Origin of the sequence: Actinoplanes sp. NPDC020271 (assembly GCF_044388125.1) — a bacterium.
In the GTDB taxonomy this organism is placed as follows: domain Bacteria; phylum Actinomycetota; class Actinomycetes; order Mycobacteriales; family Micromonosporaceae; genus Actinoplanes.
Window position 1 is genome coordinate 206,798 of sequence record NZ_JBIRWQ010000014.1, and the last position, 21,785, is coordinate 228,582.

Annotated in this window: 17 protein-coding genes; 13 read left to right on the forward strand and 4 right to left on the reverse strand. The window is 70.9% G+C overall.

All coding sequences use genetic code 11. From position 1 onward, the window contains the following. The first annotated feature begins 87 nt into the window (after nt 1-87). From ACH442_RS28735 to ACH442_RS28765, 7 genes are read left to right on the forward strand one after another with little or no spacing between them, the layout of a single operon-like run. Complete coding sequence (locus ACH442_RS28735) at nt 88-891, forward strand: ATP-binding cassette domain-containing protein (protein WP_203739619.1); 804 nt, start codon at nt 88-90, stop codon at nt 889-891. Next, a complete protein-coding gene (locus tag ACH442_RS28740; protein WP_396341212.1) occupies nt 888-2,150 on the forward strand; it encodes a sugar ABC transporter permease in 1,263 nt (420 codons plus the stop codon). The genes ACH442_RS28735 and ACH442_RS28740 overlap by 4 nt, the downstream gene beginning before the upstream one ends. A gap of 2 nt (nt 2,151-2,152) precedes the next feature. Continuing rightward, nucleotides 2,153-3,331 carry an ROK family protein gene (locus ACH442_RS28745; RefSeq protein WP_396341213.1) on the forward strand — a complete coding sequence of 393 codons (1,179 nt, stop codon included), beginning with the start codon at nt 2,153-2,155 and terminating at the stop codon, nt 3,329-3,331. 46 nt (nt 3,332-3,377) lie between these two features. Continuing rightward, the gene (locus tag ACH442_RS28750) at nt 3,378-4,319 is read left to right on the forward strand and encodes a hypothetical protein (protein ID WP_396341214.1); all 942 of its coding nucleotides are present in this window, start codon (nt 3,378-3,380) and stop codon (nt 4,317-4,319) included. After that, nucleotides 4,316-5,989, forward strand: coding sequence for a M16 family metallopeptidase (locus ACH442_RS28755; protein ID WP_396341215.1), 1,674 nt, complete (start codon nt 4,316-4,318; stop codon nt 5,987-5,989). The genes ACH442_RS28750 and ACH442_RS28755 overlap by 4 nt, the downstream gene beginning before the upstream one ends. After that, nucleotides 5,989-7,680, forward strand: a complete 1,692-nt coding sequence (locus tag ACH442_RS28760) for a M16 family metallopeptidase (RefSeq protein WP_396341216.1) — start codon at nt 5,989-5,991, stop codon at nt 7,678-7,680. Before ACH442_RS28755 ends, ACH442_RS28760 begins: the two co-directional genes overlap by 1 nt. Nucleotides 7,681-7,709: 29 nt before the next feature. Beyond that, nucleotides 7,710-9,212 carry a molybdopterin-dependent oxidoreductase gene (locus tag ACH442_RS28765; protein WP_396341217.1) on the forward strand — a complete coding sequence of 501 codons (1,503 nt, stop codon included), beginning with the start codon at nt 7,710-7,712 and terminating at the stop codon, nt 9,210-9,212. Nucleotides 9,213-9,371: 159 nt separating this feature from the next. Here the strand turns inward: ACH442_RS28765 and ACH442_RS28770 are convergent, their stop codons facing one another. Next, nucleotides 9,372-9,758: a WhiB family transcriptional regulator gene (locus ACH442_RS28770; RefSeq protein WP_014687836.1), complete on the reverse strand. Its 387-nt coding sequence runs from the start codon at nt 9,756-9,758 to the stop codon at nt 9,372-9,374. A gap of 231 nt (nt 9,759-9,989) precedes the next feature. On the opposite strand from ACH442_RS28770, the gene ACH442_RS28775 reads away from it, so the two are divergent. Then, entirely contained in the window at nt 9,990-10,820 is an 831-nt protein-coding gene (locus ACH442_RS28775; protein ID WP_396341218.1) for a response regulator transcription factor, read from the forward strand. A gap of 669 nt (nt 10,821-11,489) precedes the next feature. On the opposite strand, the gene ACH442_RS28780 is transcribed toward ACH442_RS28775, so the two are convergent. Further along, entirely contained in the window at nt 11,490-11,885 is a 396-nt protein-coding gene (locus ACH442_RS28780) for a DUF5319 domain-containing protein (RefSeq protein ID WP_203739646.1), read from the reverse strand. Nucleotides 11,886-12,004: 119 nt separating this feature from the next. Here ACH442_RS28780 and guaB point away from each other — a divergent pair, with 119 nt between their 5' ends. Both guaB and ACH442_RS28790 read left to right on the forward strand, forming a co-directional pair. Next, nucleotides 12,005-13,492, forward strand: coding sequence for an IMP dehydrogenase (gene guaB / locus ACH442_RS28785; RefSeq protein ID WP_396341219.1), 1,488 nt, complete (start codon nt 12,005-12,007; stop codon nt 13,490-13,492). 18 nt (nt 13,493-13,510) lie between these two features. Further along, nucleotides 13,511-14,632, forward strand: coding sequence for a GuaB3 family IMP dehydrogenase-related protein (locus ACH442_RS28790; protein WP_396341220.1), 1,122 nt, complete (start codon nt 13,511-13,513; stop codon nt 14,630-14,632). A 33-nt stretch (nt 14,633-14,665) separates the two neighbouring features. On the opposite strand, the gene ACH442_RS28795 is transcribed toward ACH442_RS28790, so the two are convergent. Continuing rightward, the gene (locus ACH442_RS28795) at nt 14,666-16,048 is read right to left on the reverse strand and encodes a M1 family metallopeptidase (protein WP_396341221.1); all 1,383 of its coding nucleotides are present in this window, start codon (nt 16,046-16,048) and stop codon (nt 14,666-14,668) included. Nucleotides 16,049-16,063: 15 nt separating this feature from the next. Then, nucleotides 16,064-17,161 (reverse strand): LCP family protein, encoded by a 1,098-nt coding sequence (locus tag ACH442_RS28800; RefSeq protein ID WP_396341222.1) that lies wholly within the window; start codon nt 17,159-17,161, stop codon nt 16,064-16,066. Nucleotides 17,162-17,309: 148 nt separating this feature from the next. Between ACH442_RS28800 and ACH442_RS28805 the strand changes: the two genes are divergently transcribed. From ACH442_RS28805 to ACH442_RS28815, 3 genes are all read left to right on the forward strand, one after another. After that, complete coding sequence (locus ACH442_RS28805) at nt 17,310-19,073, forward strand: S8 family serine peptidase (protein WP_396341223.1); 1,764 nt, start codon at nt 17,310-17,312, stop codon at nt 19,071-19,073. Between the two features lie 83 nt (nt 19,074-19,156). After that, nucleotides 19,157-20,704 carry a glutamine-hydrolyzing GMP synthase gene (gene guaA / locus ACH442_RS28810; protein WP_396341224.1) on the forward strand — a complete coding sequence of 516 codons (1,548 nt, stop codon included), beginning with the start codon at nt 19,157-19,159 and terminating at the stop codon, nt 20,702-20,704. A 131-nt stretch (nt 20,705-20,835) separates the two neighbouring features. Next, complete coding sequence (locus tag ACH442_RS28815; protein WP_396341225.1) at nt 20,836-21,783, forward strand: NUDIX hydrolase; 948 nt, start codon at nt 20,836-20,838, stop codon at nt 21,781-21,783. Nucleotides 21,784-21,785: the final 2 nt, after the last annotated feature.

The window sequence follows — 21,785 nt, forward strand, 5'->3', positions numbered from 1 at the left end:
GGCGCCGCTCACGCACTCGCGTGGGCGGCGCCGGAGTCGGTTCAAGCGGTCCCGAACGGCCGGTCACCGAACGAAGGAGAAACATCCGTGGCCGCGACACCCCTTTTGGAGCTGCGCGGGATCGACAAGAGCTTCGGTCCCGTACAGGTCCTGCACGATGTCGAACTGAGCGTCTACCCCGGCGAGGTGACCGCCCTGGTCGGCGACAACGGCGCCGGCAAGTCGACGCTGGTCAAGTGCATCAGTGGCATCTACACGATCGACGCGGGCACGGTGACGTTCGACGGCAAGCAGGTTGCCATCCACAGTCCCCGGGAAGCCGCCGATCTCGGCATCGAGGTCGTCTACCAGGACCTCGCTCTCTGCGACAACCTGGACATCGTCCAGAACATGTTCCTCGGCCGGGAGAAGGTCCGCGGCATCGTCCTGGACGAGCCGACGATGGAGCAGATGGCCGGTGAGACCCTCGCCAGCCTCTCGGTCCGCACCGTCAAGTCGCTGCGCCAGCTGGTCGCCAGCCTCTCCGGTGGTCAGCGTCAGACCGTGGCGATCGCCAAGGCCGTCCTCTGGAACAGCCGGGTCGTCATCCTCGACGAGCCGACCGCGGCCCTCGGTGTGGCGCAGACCGCCCAGGTCCTCGAGCTGGTCCGCCGGCTCGCCGACAACGGCCTCGGCGTGGTCCTGATCTCGCACAACATGAACGACGTCTTCGCCGTCTCCGACCGGATCGCCGCGCTCTACCTGGGCCGGATGGCCGCGCAGGTGAAGGCCAGCGACGTCACGCACTCTCAGGTCGTCGAGCTGATCACCGGCGGGCGCAGCGGCAACCTTGGCCTCCCGCCGGAGAAGCCCACCGACTTCGTCGACATCACGCCTGGAGCGGACCAGTGACCACCACACCCACCCTTGAGACCGCCGGTGGCGTCAAGGTCGTCAAGCCCACCGTCGGCAGCCACGTGCGCGACTACTTCGGGCGGATCCGAGGCGGCGACCTCGGTGCGCTGCCCGCCGTCCTCGGCCTGGTCATCCTGGTGGCGATCTTCGGCAGCGCCCGCAGTGACACCTTCTTCAGCGCCGGCAACTTCGCGAACCTGTTCAACCAGTCGGCCGGCGTCATCATGATCGCGATGGGCCTGATCTTCGTCCTGCTGCTGGGCGAGATCGACCTGTCGGCCGGCTTCACCGCCGGCCTCTGCGGCGCGGTGATGGCGGTCCTGCTCACCGAGCACGGCTACAACCAGGCCATCTCGCTGGTCGCCGCGCTCGTGACCGGTGTGGTGATCGGTCTCGTGCTCGGTCTGCTGGTCTCGAAGGTCGGCATCCCGTCGTTCGTCGTGACCCTGGCCGCCTTCCTGGCCTTCCAGGGCATGCTGCTGGTGCTGCTGGGCGAGGGCAAGAACATCTCGATCCCGGACGGCTTCATCAAGTCGCTGAACAAGGACAGCCTCCCGGTCGGCTGGAGCTGGGCCCTCGCCGTGGCGGCCGTCGCCGGCTTCGCGCTGGTCCAGTTCCTGCGTCACCGCGGCCGGGCCCGGCGTGGCCTGGTCACCGAACCGCTGGGCATCATCCTGATGCGCATCGCCGGCATCGCCGCGCTGCTGCTGATCTCGACCGCGATCCTGACCCAGGAACGGGCGATCAACCCGGCCGTCGCGACGCTCAAGGGTGTCCCGATCGCCGCGCCGGTGATCGGTGGCTTCCTGGTGCTGTGGACGTTCGTCCTGGGCCGCACCACCTACGGCCGGCACGTCTACGCCGTCGGTGGCAACGCCGAGGCCGCCCGCCGCGCCGGTATCCCGGTCGACCGGATCCGCATCTCGGTCTTCGTGATCGGCTCGTTCATGGCCGCGGTCGGCGGTGTCATGCTGGTCAGCCGGGCCGGCTCGGTCGACCCGAACACCGGTGGCAGCAGCACCCTTCTCTACGCTGTGGGCGCCGCCGTCATCGGTGGCACCAGTCTGTTCGGCGGCAAGGGCAAGGTGATCCACGCGGTGATCGGTGGCGCGGTGATCGCCGTTATCGACAACGGCATGCTGCTGATGGACTTCTCGTCCGGCACGCGTTACATGTTCACCGGCGTCATCCTGCTCATCGCCGCCGGCGTCGACGCGCTGGCCCGGCGCCGGGCCGCCGCCACGGGCAACCGGTAACGATGCGCGCCGGCCCCAGCCAGGACGAGATCCGCCGGCACAATCTCGGGACACTGCTGCGCTACGTCCACGTACACGGCGCCACGTCCCGGGCGGAACTCACCTCCCGGCTCGGCCTCAACCGCAGCACCATCGGGGCACTCACCGCCGAGCTGATCAGCGCGGGTCTGGTCAGCGAGGCGGTGCCCAAGGAGACCGGCCGGGCCGGGCGACCGTCATTGGTCGTCCGGCCCGAGTCGGAGAAGATTTTCGCGTACGCCCTGAGCATCGAAGTGGATCGCCTGCGTGCCGCCCGGGTCGGGCTGGGCGGGCAGATCCTGGAGCAGTACGAGACCGTCCGGCCGCCCGGGATGAGCGCCGACGAGGCGGTCGAGCCGCTGGCCCGGTTCGTCCGGGCGATGCACGACCAGGTCGGTGACGACTCCCGCTGCGTCGGCAGCGGGCTCGCGGTGGCCGGCATGGTGCGCCGCGAGGACGGCATGGTCCGGCTCGCGCCCACCATCGGCTGGGTCGAGGAGCCGGTCGGCGCGGCACTGCGCTCCGAGCTGGGCGCGCCCGGCACGCTCAGCATCGGCAACCACGCGGACGTCTGCGCGCTGGCCGAGCACGCCCGTGGCGCGGCGGTCGGCTGCGACAACGTCATCTACCTGTACGGCGACGTCGGTGTGGGCGCCGGCATCGTGGCCGGGGGACGCCGGGTCACCGGCCACGGCGGGTACGGCGGCGAGGTCGGTCACATGGTGGTCAACCCGTACGGACGGCCCTGTGACTGCGGTTCGCGCGGCTGCTGGGAGACCGAGATCGGCGAGCACGCGCTGCTGCGCCTGTCCGGGCGCGAGGGGCGTACCGGCCGGGATGTCGTGCTCGAAGTGGTCGACGCCGCGGTCCGCGGGGACAGTCAGGCCCAGCACGCGTTGCGGCACGTCGGCGACTGGATCGGGTTCGGCGTCGGCAACCTGGTCAACATCTTCAACCCGGAGGTGGTGATCTTCGGGGGCACGTTGCGTGACGTCTATCTGGTCGCCGCGGCCCAGATCCGCAGCCGGCTCAACGCGGTCGGACTGCCGGCCTGCCGCGAGCACGTCCGGCTGCGCACCCCGGAGCTCGGCGCCGACGCCGCCCTGATCGGGGCGGCCGAACTCGCCTTCGACCACCTGTTGGACGATCCGCTGGTCACCTGATCACCCGGGACGCGCGAACGGCCCCGGAAGTTCTATGCTGCCGCGCATGCCCCCGCACCACCCGGTACTGGACCCCGCCGCCGCGTACCCGAAGATCACCGAACTTCGCTCCCTCCTCGACGCCCGTGACTGGGCCGCCGCCCGGGCACTTCTCGATGCGGCCGAGCCGGTCGAGCGTGACTCCCTGATCCGTTCCGGGGCCGAGGCCGGCGGGCGCGAGGAGTTCCTGCGCGGGGTGCTGGACGCGGACCCGGCCGACAGCGCGGCCGCCGCGATGCTCGGGCAGCACCTGATCGTCGAGGCCTGGAAGATCCGGACCGGTTACCGGGCGTCGCACGTCAGCCCGGAGCAGTTCGCCGCCTTCCACGACCTGCTCCGCAGAGCGGAGATCATGCTGATCGGCGCGACCGCGCGGACCCCGGGCGACCCGGCGCTGTGGACGACCCGGATCACCACGGCCCGTGGCCTCGAGCTGGGGCAGTCCGAGGCCCGCCGGCGGTACGACCGGCTCGCCGAGGTGGCCCCGCATCACCTGCCGGCACAGCGGCAGCTGCTGCAGCAGCTGTGTCCGAAGTGGAGCGGCAGCTGGGAGAGGGCGCACGCGTTCGCCCGGGAGGCGGCCGGCGCCGTCCCGCCCGGCGCGCACAACGCCGTGCTGATCGCCGAGGTGCACCTCGAGCACTGGCTGGATCTGCAGAGTCCGGGGAACCTCACCTACCTGCGGATGGACCCGGCCCGCAGCGAGGTGTACGACGCGGCGCGCCGCTCGGTCTGGCACCCGGAGTTCCGCCGCACGCACGGCTGGGTCGGCGTGATGAACACGTTCGCCGCGGTCTTCGCCCTGCTCGACGACATGCCGGCGGTCGGCTCGCTCTTCACCGCGCTGGGTGACCTGGGCTGCGAGTGGCCGTGGGAGTACATCGGCGATCCGGTCACCGTGATCAGCCAGTACCGGAACCGTGCCCTGCCGGCCGGGGTCCCCGCATGATCACTCAGCTCGAGGTCGACGGCGTGCCGGCCGTGCTCGCGCCGACCACCGGTCCGATGCACGCCGGCCTGGCCTTCCGGGTCGGCGTGGCCGACGAGACGCTGCCGTGGCGCGGCCTCACCCGCCTGGTCGAGCACCTCGCGCTGGACGGTCTCGGCACCGCCGACCAGCAGCACAACGGCATGACCGGGGCCGAGCACACGTTCTTCCACGTGCGGGGCACGGCCGACGAGATCACCGCTTTTCTCAGTGCGGTCTGCGACGCGCTGCGCGAGCCCGACCCGGGGCGGATCGAGCAGGCCCGGGCCCGGGTGCGCGCTGACGGGCGCGGCAACGACCCGCTCGCGCTGTGGCGGCACGGCGCCCGCGACTTCGGCCTGACCGGTTACCCCGAGTGGGGTCTCGACCGGATCGGCCCGGACCAGCTGCTCGACTGGATCGCGCGGTACTTCACCAGGGAGAACGCGGCGCTCTGGGTGGCCGGCGAGAAGGTGCCGGACGGGTTGAAGCTGCACCTGCCCAGCGGCGAGCGGCAGCCGGCCCGGACACCCTCCTCGGCGCTGCCGGCCAGTCCGGCCTGGTTCAGCGGGGCGGACAGCGACGTCGCCTGGGACGCGGTGGTCGACCGCGAGGCGCGGGCCGCGGTCTTCGCCAACGTGCTGGAACGGCAGATGTTCCGCGAGCTGCGGCAGCACGACGGCATCTCGTACACGGTCCGCACCGACTACCAGCCGCGGGCCGGGGGCAGCGCGCGGATCGTCGCGTACGCCGACGCGCTCCCGGAGAAACGCGAGGCGGCCCTCGGTGGCTTGATCGACCTGCTCGCCGCGATGCGCGTCGGCCGGATCGACCCGGAGGACGTGACCACGGTGATCGGGCTGACCGCGGACGGGCTGGCCGAGGCCGACACCCGCGGCGGGCGGCTGCCCGGGCTCGCGTTCAACCTGCTGGCCGGCCGGGAACTCAAGGACCTGGCGGAGGCGGTCGCCGAGGTCCGCGCGGTGACCACGGCCGACGTGGCCGAGGTGGCCGTGGCGGCGTACGACGCCGGTCTGCTGATGACCCCGGACGGCACCGGCGCCGGCTGGGCCGGGTACACCGCCGCGCCCACCCACTCCGAGTCGCCGGTCACCGGCCGTGGGCATCGGGCGATCCGCGACCCACGGCACCACCTGATCAGCGGACCGGACGGGGTGAGCCACGTGATCGGCGGCGAGGCCGCGACGGTCCGGTACGACGAGGTCGTCGCCGTGCTCGCCTGGCCGGACGGCGCCCGCCAGCTGATCGGCCCGGACGCGATCGTCGCGCGGGTCGAACCGGCGCTGTTCCGCGACGCCGCCCGGGTCACCGCCGAGGTGGACGCGCGCGTGCCGGCCGACCGGCGGATCGAGATGCCGGCCCGGGACGCCGAGCGGATCCCGCAGCCACCGCCCCGGCCGGAGACGAGTGCGCGGGAGCGGATCAGCCCGTACGCGCAAATCCTGTTCTTTCTGCCTTTGGGTCTCTGCCTGATCGCCGTGGCGGGCTGGGAGATCCGGCGGATCGTCACCGGGGACGGCGCCGCGCGGAACTTCCTGTTCGTCGGTGCCTGCCTGGCCGGCGCCGGGGTGCTGGGCCGCAACGTGCTGCTCGCCGTGCGGGAGTTGCGGGAGAGGTGGGCGAACCGCTGATGATCAGACGACTCGACGTCGACGGGGTGCCGACGCTGCTGGCCCCCACCACCGGGCCGATGCACGCCGGTCTGGCGTTCCGGGTCGGCCTGGCCGACGAGCCGCTGGTCAAGCGCGGGATCACGCACCTGGTCGAACACCTCGCGCTGCACTCGTTCGGGGTGGCCGACTACCACTACAACGGCGCGACCGGGGTGGAGCACACCTACTTCCACATGCGCGGCGCCGAGGCGGACATCGTCAAGTTCCTCAACGGGGTCTGCGCCGGCCTGTCCGACCTGCCGATGCAGCGATTGCCGGTGGAGAAGGAGATCCTGCGGACCGAGGAGAACGGGCGGGCCGAGGGAGCGACCGACGGGCTGCCGCTGTGGCGGTACGGCGCCCGTGACTACGGCATGCCGGCCTACCCGGAGTGGGGCCTGACCGGGCTCACCCCGGACGACCTGCGCGCCTGGGTGGCCCACTGGTTCACCAAGCAGAACGCGGCACTGTGGATCGCCGGGCCGGACGTGCCGGCCGGGCTGCAGCTGACCCTGCCGGACGGCGAGCGCCGCCCGGCCCCGGCACCGTCGTCGGCCCTTCCGGTCCGGCCCGCGTTCTTCCAGGGCCCGGCCAATGTCGTCGCCTGGGACGCGGTCGTGCCCCGCCGGCCGGCCGCGTCGGTCTTCGCCGGGGTGCTGGAACGCGCGCTGTTCCGCTCGCTGCGACAGGAGAGCGGCCTTTCCTACACCGTGCAGACCGACTACGACCCGCGCGGCGACGGCACGGCGGTGCTGACGGCGCTCGCCGACGCGCTGCCGGAGAGGCAGGAAGCGGTGCTCGGCGGCTTCCTCGACGTGCTGGCCGCGGTCCGCGCCGGCCGGGTCGACCCGGCCGAGGTGACGGCCGTGGTCAACCAGCACTGCGAGGACTTCACCCGGGCCGACGAGGCCGGTGCCCGGCTGCCGGGTATGGCGTTCGGGCTGCTCGCCGGGCGCGAACCGCAGAGCCTCGAGACCGTCCTGGCCGAGCTGCGTGCGATCACCCCCGGGGACGTCGCCGAGGTGGGGCGGGCCGCGGTCGCCGACGGGCTGCTGATGACGCCGGGGCCGACGGCACCCGAATGGGCCGGTTACGTCCCGGCGCCGGAGCGGTCGGCGGAAGCGGTGCACGGGACGTCGTACCCGTCGCTGGAACGCCCCGACCGGCACCTGATCGCCGGTGAGGACGGGGTCAGCGCCGTCGACCCGGAGAACCTGGTGACGGTCCGGTTCGACCGCTGCTCGGGCGTGCTCGCGTGGCCGGACGGCGCCCGCCGGTTCATCGGCCACGACGGCATCCAGGTGCACGTCGAGCCGACCCTGTTCGCCAACGGCCACGCCGTGGTGACCGCGCTCGACACCCGGGTGAGCCCCGAGCTGCGGATCGCCATGCCGGCGCGCGACCCGTCCCGGATCCCCGCGCCGCGCCCGCCCGCGAGTCCCGCGCCGGTGGCCGCCCGGACCGGCCGTGGCGTGCTGATCACGCTGCTGGTCATCCTGGGCGTGGTCGTTCTGCTCTGCGGCGGGCTGGGCCTGCTGATGTCCCTGGACGCGGCGCTGGAGTCGGAGGACCGGGGCATCGCGATCGGCATCGCCGTGGTCAGTCTCGGTCTCGCCGCCGGCGCCGGATATGGCGTATATCGCCTTACGAAGCGCTTACGAGCCGGCTGAATTCCCGTTCGGCGAGGCAGGATGGCGCGGTGAGGACATCGATCCGGGCCGGGCTCGCCGGCGTGACGGCGGCCGCGGCCGCGCTCGGGGTGGCGGAGCTGCTCGCCGTCTTCGCCGGGGCGCGCTCGGCGCCTCTGGTCGCGGTCGGCGGGGTGGTGGTCGACCACGTGCCGCCCGGGGTGAAGGACTTCGCGATCGCGGTGTTCGGCACGCACGACAAGACCGCCCTGCTCAGCGGGACCGCGATCCTGCTCGCGCTCTACGCGTTCGGGGTGGGCGTGCTCGCCCGGCGCTCGTGGCCGCTCGCCGCCGCGGGCATCGCGCTGTTCGGCGTGATCGGCGCGGCCGCCGCTGTGACCAGGCCGAACGCGGGGACCGGGTCCGCGCTTCCGTCCGTGCTGGGTGCGGCCCTGGCGTTCCTCGTGCTGCGCCATCTGCTGCGTGTCGCCGACAAGCCCGGCGTCGTCGAGGCGGAGAGCCGGCGCACCTTCCTCAAACAGGTCGGGATCGTCGCGGCCGTCGCCGCCGGCGGTGGGGTGGCCGGTCGCTGGCTCACCTCGCGCGGGGCCGCCAGCGCCGCGCGGCAGGACCTGACCCTTCCGGCCGCGACCGGGCCGGCCCCGGTCGTTCCGGCCGGCGCCCAGGTCGAGGGCGCGGTGCCCTACGTGACGCCGGTCGACGACTTCTACCGCATCGACACCGCCCTGATCACGCCGCAGGTCGACCCGGCCGACTGGACCCTGAGGATCCACGGCATGGTCCGCAACCCGATCACCATCACCTGGGCCGAGCTGCTGCAACGCCCGATGGTCGAGCGTTACGTGACGATCGCGTGCGTCTCCGACGAGGTCGGCGGCGACCTGATCGGCAACGCGCTGTGGCTCGGCACGCCGATCAAGGCGCTGCTCGACGAGGCCGACCCGCTGCCCGAGGCGGACCAGGCGGTGCAGCGCTCGGCCGACGGCTGGACGTGCGGGACACCGACCGCCGTGCTGCGTGACGGGCGGGACGCGCTGCTGACGATCGGGATGAACGGCGAGGCGCTGCCGGTCGAGCACGGCTTCCCCGCGCGGATGATCGTTCCCGGACTCTACGGATACGTCTCGGCCTGCAAGTGGATCACCGAGATCGAGCTGACTCGATTCGCTGACTTCGACGCGTACTGGGTGCCCCGGGGGTGGTCGGCCCAGGGCCCGATCAAGACCGAGTCGCGCATCGACTCGCCCCGCGACGGTGCCTCGAAGAAAGCCGGCCCGATCGTGGTGGCCGGCGTCGCCTGGGCCCAGCACCGCGGCATCGCCAAGGTCGAGGTGCAGGTCGACGACGGTCCGTGGGAGACGGCGACGCTCGCGCCGGCGGTCTCCGACGACACCTGGCGGCAGTGGACACACACCTGGACGGCCACGTCCGGTGATCACGAGCTGCGGGTGCGGGCGACCGATCTGGACGGGTACACACAGACGTCGGAGGCCGCCGATCCGGCTCCGGACGGGGCGACGGGATGGCACCGGGTGACGGTCTCCGTCACCTAGCTGAAAGCCGCACTTTCGGTCCGACTCGAAAACGCAAGTCGCTCATACGGTGGGTTGCATGTCCACCAATGCGGTTGAAGAACCGCTGAACCACTCGACACGGCCCCCCGGGGAGGACCGTGTCGCCAGTCGTGTGGTGATGCCGCGTGCCGGGCGTTCTCAGGCCGCCGGTGCTTGCCGCTGTGCGGGCACCGCCGACTTGTGGGGCCGGCCGAGGCGTGCCTCGAGCCGGGCCAGGTCGACTCGTCCGTGACGATCGGCCAGATCCTCCCAGCCGACCGCGAGCAGCCGCAGCCGCTCCGATTCGCTGAACCCTCCCCACACCCCGTACGGCTCGCGCACCGCGAGGGCGTGGGCGGCGCACTCGGCTCGTACCGGGCACGCGCCGCACATCGTCTTGGCCTTGGCCTCCCGGCGATTGCGGGACGAACCGCGCTCGCCGTCGGGGTGGAAGAACTGCGCACTGTCCCGGCCCCGGCAGAGCCCCAGGCGCTGCCAGTCCCAGAGATCGGCGATGGGCCCCGGCAGCCTGCGAACGTTCGACATCAACACCCTCCTCACCGCGCGGCACCGCGGATTGGTCGACATGGGGGCCCGAGAGGGGCCTCACGCGGGTGTACCCCGGTCAACGCCGGCTCACACGCACCATGTCGATGTCTCTCCGAGCGCAGTGGCAAAGAGGGGGCAAGTCATACCTTTCTTTCCCGTTTTTTCCATCTAAAGCGCGTAATGCTGCGGCCCTCGCGTGATCTCCTCTGAGAGAGAAGGAGGATCACTGTGCGTACCGTCCTCGTGTGCGTCCGAACCCCGCTGGCGGCCCAGACCGTCGCGTCCACCGCGGCCCGGCTCGGCATGACCGGCGTCGTCCGGACCGCGGTCAGCGAGACCGAGGCCATGATCCGACTGGCGGAACGGCCGGCCGAAGTGGTCCTGGCCGACACCGCCGTGACCCGACCCGACAGCGTCGGCTTCACCCGGCGCGTGCTCGCCCGCGCGCCACAGGCTCAAGTGGTGCTCTTCGGCGCTGAAGACCCCAGGGTCGCCGCGGCGGCCGTCGCGGCCGGCGCCCGCGGCGTCATCCGCGGCGTCGAGCACGACCTGGTCAGCGTCGTCGCCAAGGCGCTGCTCCTGCTGCTGTTGCCGGTGCGCCCGCAGGGCATGCCGATCAACGGCAACGCGCAGCCGGCCACGGTGGCCGGCGGAATGCGCAACAACAACTCACCCGCCACCCGCGGGCAGTACGGCCTGGGCGTCGGCGCACACAACGCGGCAGCGGTGCCGGCGATGCTCGGGCCCAACGCGCCGATGGTCCCGGCACAGCGCGGCGACGCCCCGATCGACCCGGCGACCGGCCGGCCGATGGTGGCCTGGCCGGGCAACGAGATGGGCGAGGCTCAGCCGGCCGGCCGCCGGCTCACGCTGACCGAGCGTGAGCTGCAGGTTCTGCGCGGGATGGCCGACGGCAAGAGCAATGCCGAGATCGGCCGCGAGCTGTTCGTCTCCGAGGACACCGTGAAGACCCACGCGCGCCGGCTGTTCCGCAAGCTCGGCGCACGCGACCGGGCGCACGCGGTGGCGGCCGGTTTCCGAGCGGGTCTGGTCGCTTGAGATCCGCCGGTGGAGGCATCTCCACCGGCGGATTCATCGACGGCTTCGCCGCCCGAAGATCAACTTCTGCATTGCCTGCGTCCGCCGTGGTCCTTCACCGTCGCTCCCGCGGGGACCCTTCCGGCCCTCGCAGGGGCGCGGGGCGCCCCAGAACGCGAGGCCCGCAAGGGCGACGTCCGTGGGTGGTCGCGGTCAGGGCAACAAACCCGTCCACGGTGTCTGCCCCGCCTGTGCGCGTCCCCCGGCCGGGAGTCCGCGACCGATCCGACGGGTCACGCCCGCGGCGCGCCGCACTCTTCCGGCTGGTTCTCGTCGTTGTTCACGAGGCACGAACAACGACGGTGAGAACCGGCCGGGACCGGGAGCGCGCTGCCTGTGTCACCAACTGACAAGCTCGCGGGCTCCGGACGGCGGGGCTGGCTCGCGGGTGCTCATCGCCGCCGACCCGGCGCGGCAGCGCGGGCCGGATGCCGGCGGACGCTGGAAGTGGGTTTGCTGCTCTGGCCGCGCCCACTCGCGGAGATCGCCCTTGCGGGCCTCGCGTTCTGGGCCGGCCACGGCCCTGCGAGGGCCGGAAGGGTCCCCGCGGGAGCGGCGGAGGGTGACCGCAGCGGAGACGGGACCTGAAGATCTTGAAGTTGATCTTCAGGGTCGGGACGGGTGAAGCGGTCAGTCGTCGTCGCTGCCCTCGGTGAGGGTGTCGTGTACGCCATCGGCGTAACCACGCGCGTATTCCCACGTCACGTAGTGGTCGGGGTCGGGGTCGTAGGCCGGCTCGTGCACCCGCGGGCGTCCGCTGCTCAGCAAGTGGCGCAGGTTGCCGCGGAGCAGGTCCCAGTCGAAGTAGTGCGGCTCGTGACAGTCCTCGCACTCGATGACCAGGCCGCGGATGCCGGTCGGGCTCAGTAATGCCTGGTAGATCTCCAGGTCGGAGAGATCCTCCAGGACGTCCTGCCGCTCGTCCTCGGTCAGCGGTTCGTTCTCGGCGTCCTCGTTGAGGTCGTCGAGTTCCGCAGCCGGGTCGGCGGGGTCGCCGTTGAACGGGTCGATCGGCTCTTCTTGCACCCCCATACCGTACTCACCTCCCGGCGGAGTGTGCTGGCCCGCACGTTCTGTCCGCCGCCCGGGTGCCCCGTCCGGGATGGGTAGGATGATGAACTCCGCCTCTTGTCTAGGGATGATCTGTGGAAACTGACAGCGCTCGCACTGTTCCCCTCGGTCTGACTTTCGACGACGTGCTGCTGCAGCCCGGCGAGTCCGACGTGGTTCCGAGCCGGGTGAACACGGTCACGCGCCTCACGCGCAACGTCGAGCTGTCCATTCCGCTGCTCTCGGCGGGCATGGACACCGTCACCGAGGCGCGGATGGCGATCGCCATGGCCCGCCAGGGTGGCATCGGTGTCCTGCACCGCAACCTCTCGGTCGAGGACCAGGCCGCCCAGGTCGACCTGGTGAAGCGGTCCGAGTCCGGCATGATCACCAATCCGATCACCTGTGGCCCCGACGACACGCTGCGTCAGGTCGACGCGCTCTGCGGGCGCTACCGGATCTCCGGCGCCCCGGTGGTCGACGCCCAGGGTGTGCTCGTCGGCATCGTCACCAACCGCGACATGCGGTTCGTCAGTGACCTGGACGCCAAGGTCCGCGACGTGATGACCAAGGCCCCGCTGATCACCGCCCGGGTCGGGGTGAACAAGGACGAGGCACTGGAGCTGCTGGCCAAGCACAAGGTGGAGAAGCTGCCGCTGGTCGACGAGGGCGGCCATCTGCGCGGTCTGATCACGGTGAAGGACTTCACGAAGTCCGAGCAGTTCCCGAACGCCGCGAAGGACTCGCAGGGCCGGCTGCGCGTGGCCGCGGCGGTCGGGGTCGGCGACGACTCCTACAAGCGCGCCCGCGCCCTGGTCGACGCCGGGGTGGACGTGGTGATCGTCGACACCGCGCACGGCCACCAGCGGGCCGTGCTGGAGATGGTCGCCCGCCTGAAGAAGGACGTCGCGATCGACATCATCGGCGGCAACGTGGCGACCTACGCGGGTGCGAAGGCGCTGGTCGAGGCGGGCGCCGACGCGGTCAAGGTCGGGGTCGGCCCGGGCGCGATCTGCACCACGCGCATCGTCGCGGGCGTGGGCGTGCCGCAGATAACGGCGATCATGGAGGCCAACCGGGCCTGCGCACCGGCCGGCGTCCCGGTGATCGGCGACGGCGGTATCCAGTACAGCGGCGACATCGCGAAGGCGATCGTGGCCGGCGCCAGCACGGTGATGCTGGGCAGCCTGCTGGCCGGCTCGGAGGAGAGCCCCGGCGAGCTCATCTTCATGAACGGCAAGCAGTTCAAGTCGTACCGGGGGATGGGTTCCCTGGGGGCGATGCAGTCGCGGGGTCAGGCGAAGTCCTACTCCAAGGACCGCTATTTCCAGCAGGATGTGAACGAGGACAAGCTGGTGCCCGAGGGCGTCGAGGGTCAGGTGCCCTATCGTGGTCCTCTGTCCAGGGTGGCGCACCAGCTCATCGGCGGGCTGCGCGCGGCCATGGGCTACGTGGGCGCGGAGACCATCCCCGATCTTCAGGAGCGGGGTCAGCTCATCCGGATCACGGCGGCCGGGCTCAAGGAGTCCCACCCGCACGACATCCAGATGACCGTCGAAGCCCCCAACTACCACTCCCGCTAGAAAGAAGCCAAGGACGCCATGCGCGACGTAGTGGAGATCGGCCTCGGTAAGACCGCCCAGCGCGGCTACCACCTGGATGACATCGCGATCGTGCCGAGCCGGCGGACCCGGGACGTCGACGACGTCTCGACCGAGTGGAAGCTCGACGCGTACCCGTTCAAGATCCCCTGCGTCGCGCATCCGTCCGACGCGACCCAGAGCCCCGATTCGGTGATCGCCCTCGGCCGCCTCGGTGGCCTGGGCGTGCTCAACGCCGAGGGGCTCTGGACCCGCTACGAGGACCCCACCAAGATCCTCGAAGAGCTCGCCTCGCTGGACGAGGAGGCGGACGCGACCAAGCGTCTGCAGGAGGTCTACGCCGAGCCGATCAAGCCGGAGCTGATCGGGGAGCGCGTCCGGCAGATCCGTGAGGGTGGCGTCACCGTCGCCGTCCGGGTCTCGCCGCAGCACACGCTCGCGCTCGCCCCGGTGATCCTCGACGCCGGTGTGGACCTGCTGGTCATCCAGGGCACCCTGGTCTCGGCCGAGCACGTCTCGACCACCGACGAGCCGCTGAACCTCAAGGAGTTCATCGCCGACCTGGACCTGCCGGTCATCGTCGGCGGCTGCACCGACTACAAGACCGCCCTGCACCTGATGCGCACCGGCGCGGCCGGCGTGATCGTCGGCGTCGGCGCGGACGAGTGGTCGACCACCGACACCGTGCTCGGCATCCGGGTGCCGATGGCCACCGCGATCGCCGACGCGGCCGCGGCCCGCCGTGACTACCTGGACGAGACCGGTGGGCGGTACGTGCACCTGATCGCCGACGGCGGCATCGCCACCTCCGGCGACATCGCCAAGGCGATCGGCTGCGGCGCCGACGCGGTGATGCTGGGCGAGCCTCTGTCGCTGGCCGAGGGCGCGCCGGCCGGTGGCGCCTGGTGGCACTCGGCGGCCAGCCACCCTGCGCTGCCGCGGGGCGGGTTCTGCATCGCCGGTGAGCCCGACGGGTCGCTGGAGCAGCTGCTCTACGGTCCGGCGGATCGGGCCGACGGGCAGCTGAACCTGTTCGGTGGGCTGCGGCGGGCGATGGCCAAGTGTGGTTACCGCGACGTCAAGGAATTCCAGAAGGTCGCGCTGGTCCTGGATCGCGCCTGAGCTTTCGTTCGACAAGGCCGCCGGCTCCCGGATTCACGGGGCCGGCGGCCTTTTCGGTGCGTAGAGCCAGGCCTGGAAGAAGCTGTCGAGATCCTTTCCGGACACTTTCTCCGCGGTGGCGATGAACTGGGCGGTGTCGCCGTTGCCGTCCCGGTGTTCGCTGACCCAGGTGGTCAGCAGCCGGAAGAACGCCTCGTCGCCGATCGTCCTCCGCAGGGCGTGCACGACCAGCGCCCCGCGTTCGTAGACCGCGGCGCCGAAGATCCGGGCCGGGCCGGGATCGCCCGCCGGCTGGGTCCAGTCGACCGAGGCGTAGGTCGTGTCGAACTGCTGCTGCACGGTCTTGCCGTGATCATGTTCGGACCACAACCATTCCGCGTACGTCGCGAAGCCCTCGTTGAGCCAGATGTCGCTCCACCGGTCGAGCGCCACGGAGTCCCCGAACCACTGATGCGCCAGTTCGTGCGCGACCACCCCGGGGTTGACCTGGTCGAAGAAGGTGCTGCCGTAGACCGGCCGGGACTGTGTCTCCAGCGCGTACCCGATCCGGTCGTCGTCGACGATCACCCCGCCGTTGGCGTCGAACGGGTACGGCCCGAACACGCCGGCCAGATAGTCCGTGATCTCCCCGGTGCGGGCGAGTGATCGCGCGGCCGGCCCGTTCTCCGGCAACGACTCGGGCACCGCGATGATCATCGGCTTGCCGTCGTGGGTGCCGGTGGCGATCCGGTACCGACCGATCACCACAGTGGACAGGTAACTCGCCATCGGCGATGCCTCCGCCCACCGCCAAGTCGTCCAGCCGTCCTTGGTGTCGCGCGCCCCGGGCACCCCGTTGCTGATCACTTCCAGTCCGTCGGGCACGGTCATGGCGAGCGTGAAGGTCGCCTTGTCCGACGGGTGGTCGTTCACCGGGTACCACGTACTGGCCGACTCGGGCTGGCCGAGCGCGACCCCGCCGTCCTCGGTCCGCAACCAGCCGCCGTTGCCGAGGGTCTTGTTCGCCAGCTGGTCGGGGGTGCCGCCGTACTCGGCGACGACGGTGAACTTCCGCCCGTCGGGGATTCCGGTGGCGGGCGTGACGACCAGTTCGGTCCCGTCGGCGCGGCTGGTCGCGGCCACGCCGTCCACGGTGATCGCCGTGACGCTCAGGTGCGCCAGGTCGAAGTCCAGGCGGGACAGGTCCTGGGTGGCGGTCGCGGTGATCGTCGCCCGGCCGGCGAGCTTCCCGGTCGCCGGGTCGTAGCGCAGGTCGAGGTCGTATCCGGCGACGTCGTACCCTCCGTTGCCGTACTTCGGGAAGTACGGGTCGCCGGCCCCGTCCGCCCCCGGCCGGAACTCCGGGGCCGCGGACGCGGTGCACCCGCCGATGAGCAGAGCCGCCGTTACCGCCAGTGCGTAGCCCCGTCGTCCCATACGACGAGGTTACGGTCAGTCCTTGCTGACCATTTTGGGGTGTGCCTTCAGATATGCGGCGATCTTCCCGTTGGCGACCGCGGTGAGGAACCCGCGGGCCTCCGTGGTGAGCTGTTCACCGAGGTAACCGCTGCCGCTGCCGACGCCACTGCCGTCGAGCTGGACCGAGGTGATGGTGGCCGGGGTGAGGTCGCGCAGGGCGTACGCGTACTCCACCGGCTGCCGCCCGCCGAAGGTGACCAGTGACTTGCCCAGCGCCGTGACCAGCGACTGCAGCTTGGCGGCGTCGCTGAGGTTCTGGCCGAGCGCCTTGTCCAGGATCGCCTTGACCATCTGCCTCTGGTGGCGCTGCCGGTCGTAGTCACCGTTCGGCAGCCCGTACCGCTGGCGGGCGTAGTCGAGCGCCTGCCAGCCCTCCAGGTGCCGCTTGCCGGGCAGGTAGACGGCCTGCGGCCCGGTGAAGTCGTGGCCGGACAGGGTGCGCAGTTTGCCGTTGGGCCGGCGGTGCCGCGACTTGACCTTCTGGTCGATCGTCATGTCGATGCCGCCGAGCTCGTCGACGAGCTGATCCAGGCCACCGAAGTTGAGGATGGCCCCGGCCTGGATCGTCTTGATCCCGGTGTAGTTGCTGATCGTCCTGGTGAGCAGCTCGTACCCGTTCTGGACGTTCTTGGTGCTCTTGCCGGGCACCCTCGACCCGTACGCCATCGCTTCGGTGATCTTGTGTTTCCCGCCGGGAAAACCGGATTTCTTGTACGCCGGGATCTGCACCCGGAGATCACGTGGCAGTGAGTAGAGGTAGGCGGACTTCAGCCCGGGCTCCACGTGCAGCAGCATGATCGCGTCGGAGTGCGGCTCCCAGTCCGGCTGTTTGTTCCGCGTGTCGACGCCGGCGAGCAGCAGGTCCAGTGGGCCGGTCAGGTCGGCGCCGGGGGAGGGCGCCGGCGAGGCCGACGCGGAGGGCGCGACCGTGTTCTCCGTCACTGGCGACGTGTCGGGCGCCGCCGTGGGGCCCGGAGTGTCGCTATTGACGGCAATCGCTATTCCTAGCCCCGTGAGCACGGCGATGATCACTCCGGCGATCACCGACCAGGTGATCCTGCTCTTCCGCATGGGCGGAACCCTAGAGGACGTGACGGCACCGACTCAACGTCGAGTCCGAAGGTGACTGAAAGGGGGGTTACTAAATGGAAGATCGCCAGTATGTTCACTGGGCGATTTCGTCAATATGCGGCGATCGCCAACGGGGAGGCAACCACACATGAACCGTTCAGTCCGGCGGTTGACCGTCGGCCTCATCTCCAGTGCTCTGATCACGGCCGCCGGTGCCGCCGCGAGTGCGCCGGCCACGGCGGCCGACACTCCGGTGCGGGTGCTGATCGGACTCAGGGCGGGATACGACGCCAAGGCGGGTCTGTCCAGCCTGGACGCTCTCGGTCTGCGCAAGGCCGAGGTCAACGGCCAGGCGCGCGGTGCACTGCTGGCCGCGCTCGGAGCCAAGTCGCTCACCGTCCCGCAGAGCCGGGTCAGCTCCACCCTGGCCGCGCTGCGCCAGGATCCCTCGGTGGCGTACGCGGAGCTGGACGTCAAGCGCAAGACGTCCGCGATCCCGCCGAACGACCCGCTCTACTCCCAGGGCCACCAGACGGAACTCTCCCGGCTCAACGTGCCGGCCGCCTGGGCCACCACCACCGGATCGGACGTCACGGTCGCCGTGGTGGACACCGGGGTGTCACCGGTCGGTGACCTGGCGGGCAAGGTCCTGCCCGGTTACGACTTCTACAACGGCGACAGCGACCCGAGCGACGACGGCGTCTTCCCGCACGGCACCGTGGTCTCCTCGCTCATCGCGGCGACCGCCGACAACGGTGAGGGCATGGCCGGCGTCTGCTGGCAGTGCAAGATCCTGCCGGTCAAGGTGCTGAGCAACGAGGGCGACGGCTACGACTCGGACGTCTCGCAGGGCATCATCTACGCGGCCCAGCACGGCGCGAAGATCATCAACCTGTCGCTGGGCGGCTACGGCTACTCCAAGACGCTGGCCGGGGCGGTGGCCTACGCCAACGCCAAGGGTGTCCTGGTGGTGGCCGCCGCGGGTAACGACAACACCACGCAGAAGTCGTACCCGGCCGCTCTGCCGGACGTGCTCGCCGTCGGTGGTACCGACACCAGCAAGTCCGGTGACTACAAGGTCAGCTTCTCCAACTACGGCAGCTGGGTGGACGTGTCCGCCCCGGCCGTCACCGCCGGCATGTCCAACACCGGTCAGTACGCGTACGGCCTGGAGGGCACCTCGTTCTCCACGCCGCTGGTGTCCGGCATCGCCGCGCTCGTCCAGTCGGTCCACCCGGAGTACTCGGGCTGGAGCCTGTGGAGCTCGATCATCCGCTCCGGTCGCAAGGGCACGCGGAACTGGAACGCCTACGGCATCGTCGACGCGGCGAAGGCGCTGAACTTCGGCACCGACACCACGCCGCCCACCGTCTCCCGGGCGCTCCCGGCGCAGAACACCGTGGTCCGCGGCACGGTCACCATCACGCCGAGCGGTCTGAAGGACTCCGGTAGCGGCATCCGGGTCGTGGAGGTTCAGCGCAACGGCGCGTTCGCCGGCTGGTCCTACACCGGTCCGGCCTTCGCCCCGAAGCTGAACACGGCCGGGCTCAACGGCCCGATCTCGATCCGCCTGAAGGTGACCGACAAGGCCGGCAACGTCGGCTACTCCGGTTACCGCCAGCTGATCGTCGACAACAGCAAGCCGAAGCTCACGGTCACCAGCTGGCCGGCGAACAAGGCCAAGGTCCGTGGCACCATCACGATCAAGGCCACCGCCAGCGACTCGACCACCGGCATCGCCAAGGTCGTCGTCTACGTGAACGGCAAGGTCGTCGCGACCGACACGCGCTCCCCGTGGGTGCTGGGGGTCAACACGGCCAAGCAGCCGAAGAGCTTCAAGCTCCAGGTCGTGGCGTACGACAAGGCCGGCAACGCGGCCTACTCCGCGACGCGGACGTACACCCGCTCCTGACGCACCGCCATGACGAGGGGTCGCTCCGCAAGGAGCGGCCCCTCGTCGCGTTCCGGGTTCGAAGACGCCGGTAAACTCGCCGGGTGAGTACCCCGCGTCCCGTCCTCGTCGTCGACTTCGGCGCCCAGTACGCCCAGCTGATCGCCCGCCGGGTCCGTGAGGCCCGCGTCTACTCGGAGATCGTCCCGCACTCGATGCCGGTGGCCGAGATGCTGGCGAAGAACCCTGCCGCGATCATCCTGTCCGGCGGCCCCTCCAGCGTCTACGAGCCGGGCGCGCCCGTGCTCGACGCCGGCCTGTTCGACAGCGACGTGCCGGTCTTCGGCATCTGCTACGGCTTCCAGGCGATGGCCCAGGCGCTCGGCGGCACCGTCGCCCACACCGGCTCCCGGGAGTACGGGCGGACTCTGCTCACCGCCCAGGGCGGCGCCCTGCTCCGTGACCTCCCGGCCGACCTGCCGGTCTGGATGAGCCACGGCGACAGCGTCGCGGTCGCCCCGTCCGGCTTCATGGTCACCGCGTCCACCCCGGGCGCCCCGGTCGCCGCCTTCGAGGACGTGACGACCAAGCGGGCCGGCGTGCAGTTCCACCCCGAGGTCGCGCACACCGTCCAGGGCCAGGAAATGCTCAAGCGCTTCCTGTACGACATCGCCGGCATCGAGCCCACGTGGACGCCCGGCAACATCATCGACGACCAGGTCGAGCTGATCCGGCAGAAGGTCGGCGACAAGCAGGTCATCTGCGGCCTCTCCGGGGGTGTCGACTCCGCGGTCGCCGCGGCCCTGGTCCACAAGGCGATCGGTGACCAGCTCACCTGTGTCTTCGTCGACCACGGCCTGCTGCGCGCGGGCGAGCGCGAGCAGGTGGAGAAGGACTACGTCGCCGCCACCGGCATCCGCCTCGTGGTCGTCGATGCCGAGGAGCAGTTCCTCGGCCACCTGAAGGACGTCACCGACCCGGAGCAGAAGCGGAAGATCATCGGCCGCGAGTTCATCCGGACGTTCGAGGCCGCGGCCCGCGAGCTGGACGCCGAGCGGCACATCGAGTTCCTGGTCCAAGGCACGCTCTACCCGGACGTGGTGGAGTCCGGCGGCGGCACCGGCACCGCCAACATCAAGTCGCACCACAACGTCGGCGGTCTCCCCGACGACCTGCAGTTCGCGCTGATCGAGCCGCTGCGCACGCTCTTCAAGGACGAGGTGCGCGCCCTCGGCGCCGAGCTGGGGCTGCCGGAGGCGATGGTCCAGCGCCACCCGTTCCCGGGCCCGGGGCTGGCCATCCGGATCATCGGCGCGGTCGACCGCGAGCGGCTCGACATCCTGCGCGAGGCCGACCTGATCGCCCGCGAGGAGCTCACCGCCGCCGGTCTCGACCGTGACGTCTGGCAGTTCCCGGTGGTGCTGCTGGCCGACGTGCGCAGCGTCGGCGTGCAGGGCGACGGCCGGACCTACGGGCACCCGGTGGTCCTGCGCCCGGTCTCCTCCGAGGACGCGATGACCGCCGACTGGTCCCGCTTGCCGTATGACCTGATTGCCAAGATCTCGAACCGGATCACCAACGAGGTCCGGGAGATCAACCGGGTCGTCCTGGACGTCACGAGCAAGCCGCCGGGCACCATCGAGTGGGAGTGACGGTCAGTAGTGGATCAATCGCCCAGGGCGGCTGAATCCACTCTGACCTGCAGTTACGGAGCGCTATCCAACTGTCAGGAACCCGACAGACGTCCTGGATAGGTAACATAATCCGGGCAGAATGCCGCTTCGTGACCCCCGCACTGGAACCGCTCCGCAGGATCGCCGCCTACGCCGTCGCCACCGACGACGAAGGCCGCGTCCTCCTGGTCCGGGCCTCGGCCAAATCCGGAACTCCCGGGATCTGGTCGCTGCCCGGCGGCGCCGTCGACCACGGCGAAGATCCGAACCACACCGTCGTCCGCGAGACCGCGGCGGAGACCGGGCTCTCCGTCGCGGTGACCGGGCTGCGTGACGTCCTCGCCGACATGCGGTCGCTGCCGCACCGAGGCGTCACCATCCACACCGACCGGCTGATCTACTCCGTGTCGGTGCGCGGTGGCACCCTCGTCGACCGGGTCGGCCATGGCACCGACCTCGCCCGCTGGTTCACGCTCGAGGAGGCCGAGCAGCTGAAGCTGCGGCAGTTCGCCGCGGCCGCGCTCGGGCTCAGCACCACCTCGCCCGACCTGCGCCCGGACGTGCCGCCGACGTTCCCGTCGTTCTACGCCTACGAGGGGCCGGACGGGCTGCACCGGGCGCAACGCTTCGCGGCGTACGCGATCGCGACCGACCCGTACGAGAATCTGCTTCTGACCCGGATCGCCCCCGGCTACCCCGGCGCCGGTTGCTGGCACCTGCCCGGCGGCGGCACCGACTACGGCGAGCAGCCGGGCACCGCGCTGATCCGTGAGCTGGTCGAGGAGACCGGCCAGGCGGGGCGGCTCATCGAGCTGCTCGGCGTCGCCAGTCACCGCGACGCGGCCTCGCTCGGGCCGGAGGGCTACCCGATCGACTGGCACGGCGTCCGGGCGTTCTACCGCGTCGTCGTCGACCACCCGACCGAGGTGATCATCCACGACGTGGGCGGTTCCACCTCCGAGGCCCGGTGGGTGCCGCTCAAAGAGGTCGCCGAGCTCGCCGCCGACCAGCTGACCGAGGTGACGGCGGACGCCCTGCGGGCGGCGAGGCTAATCTAGGC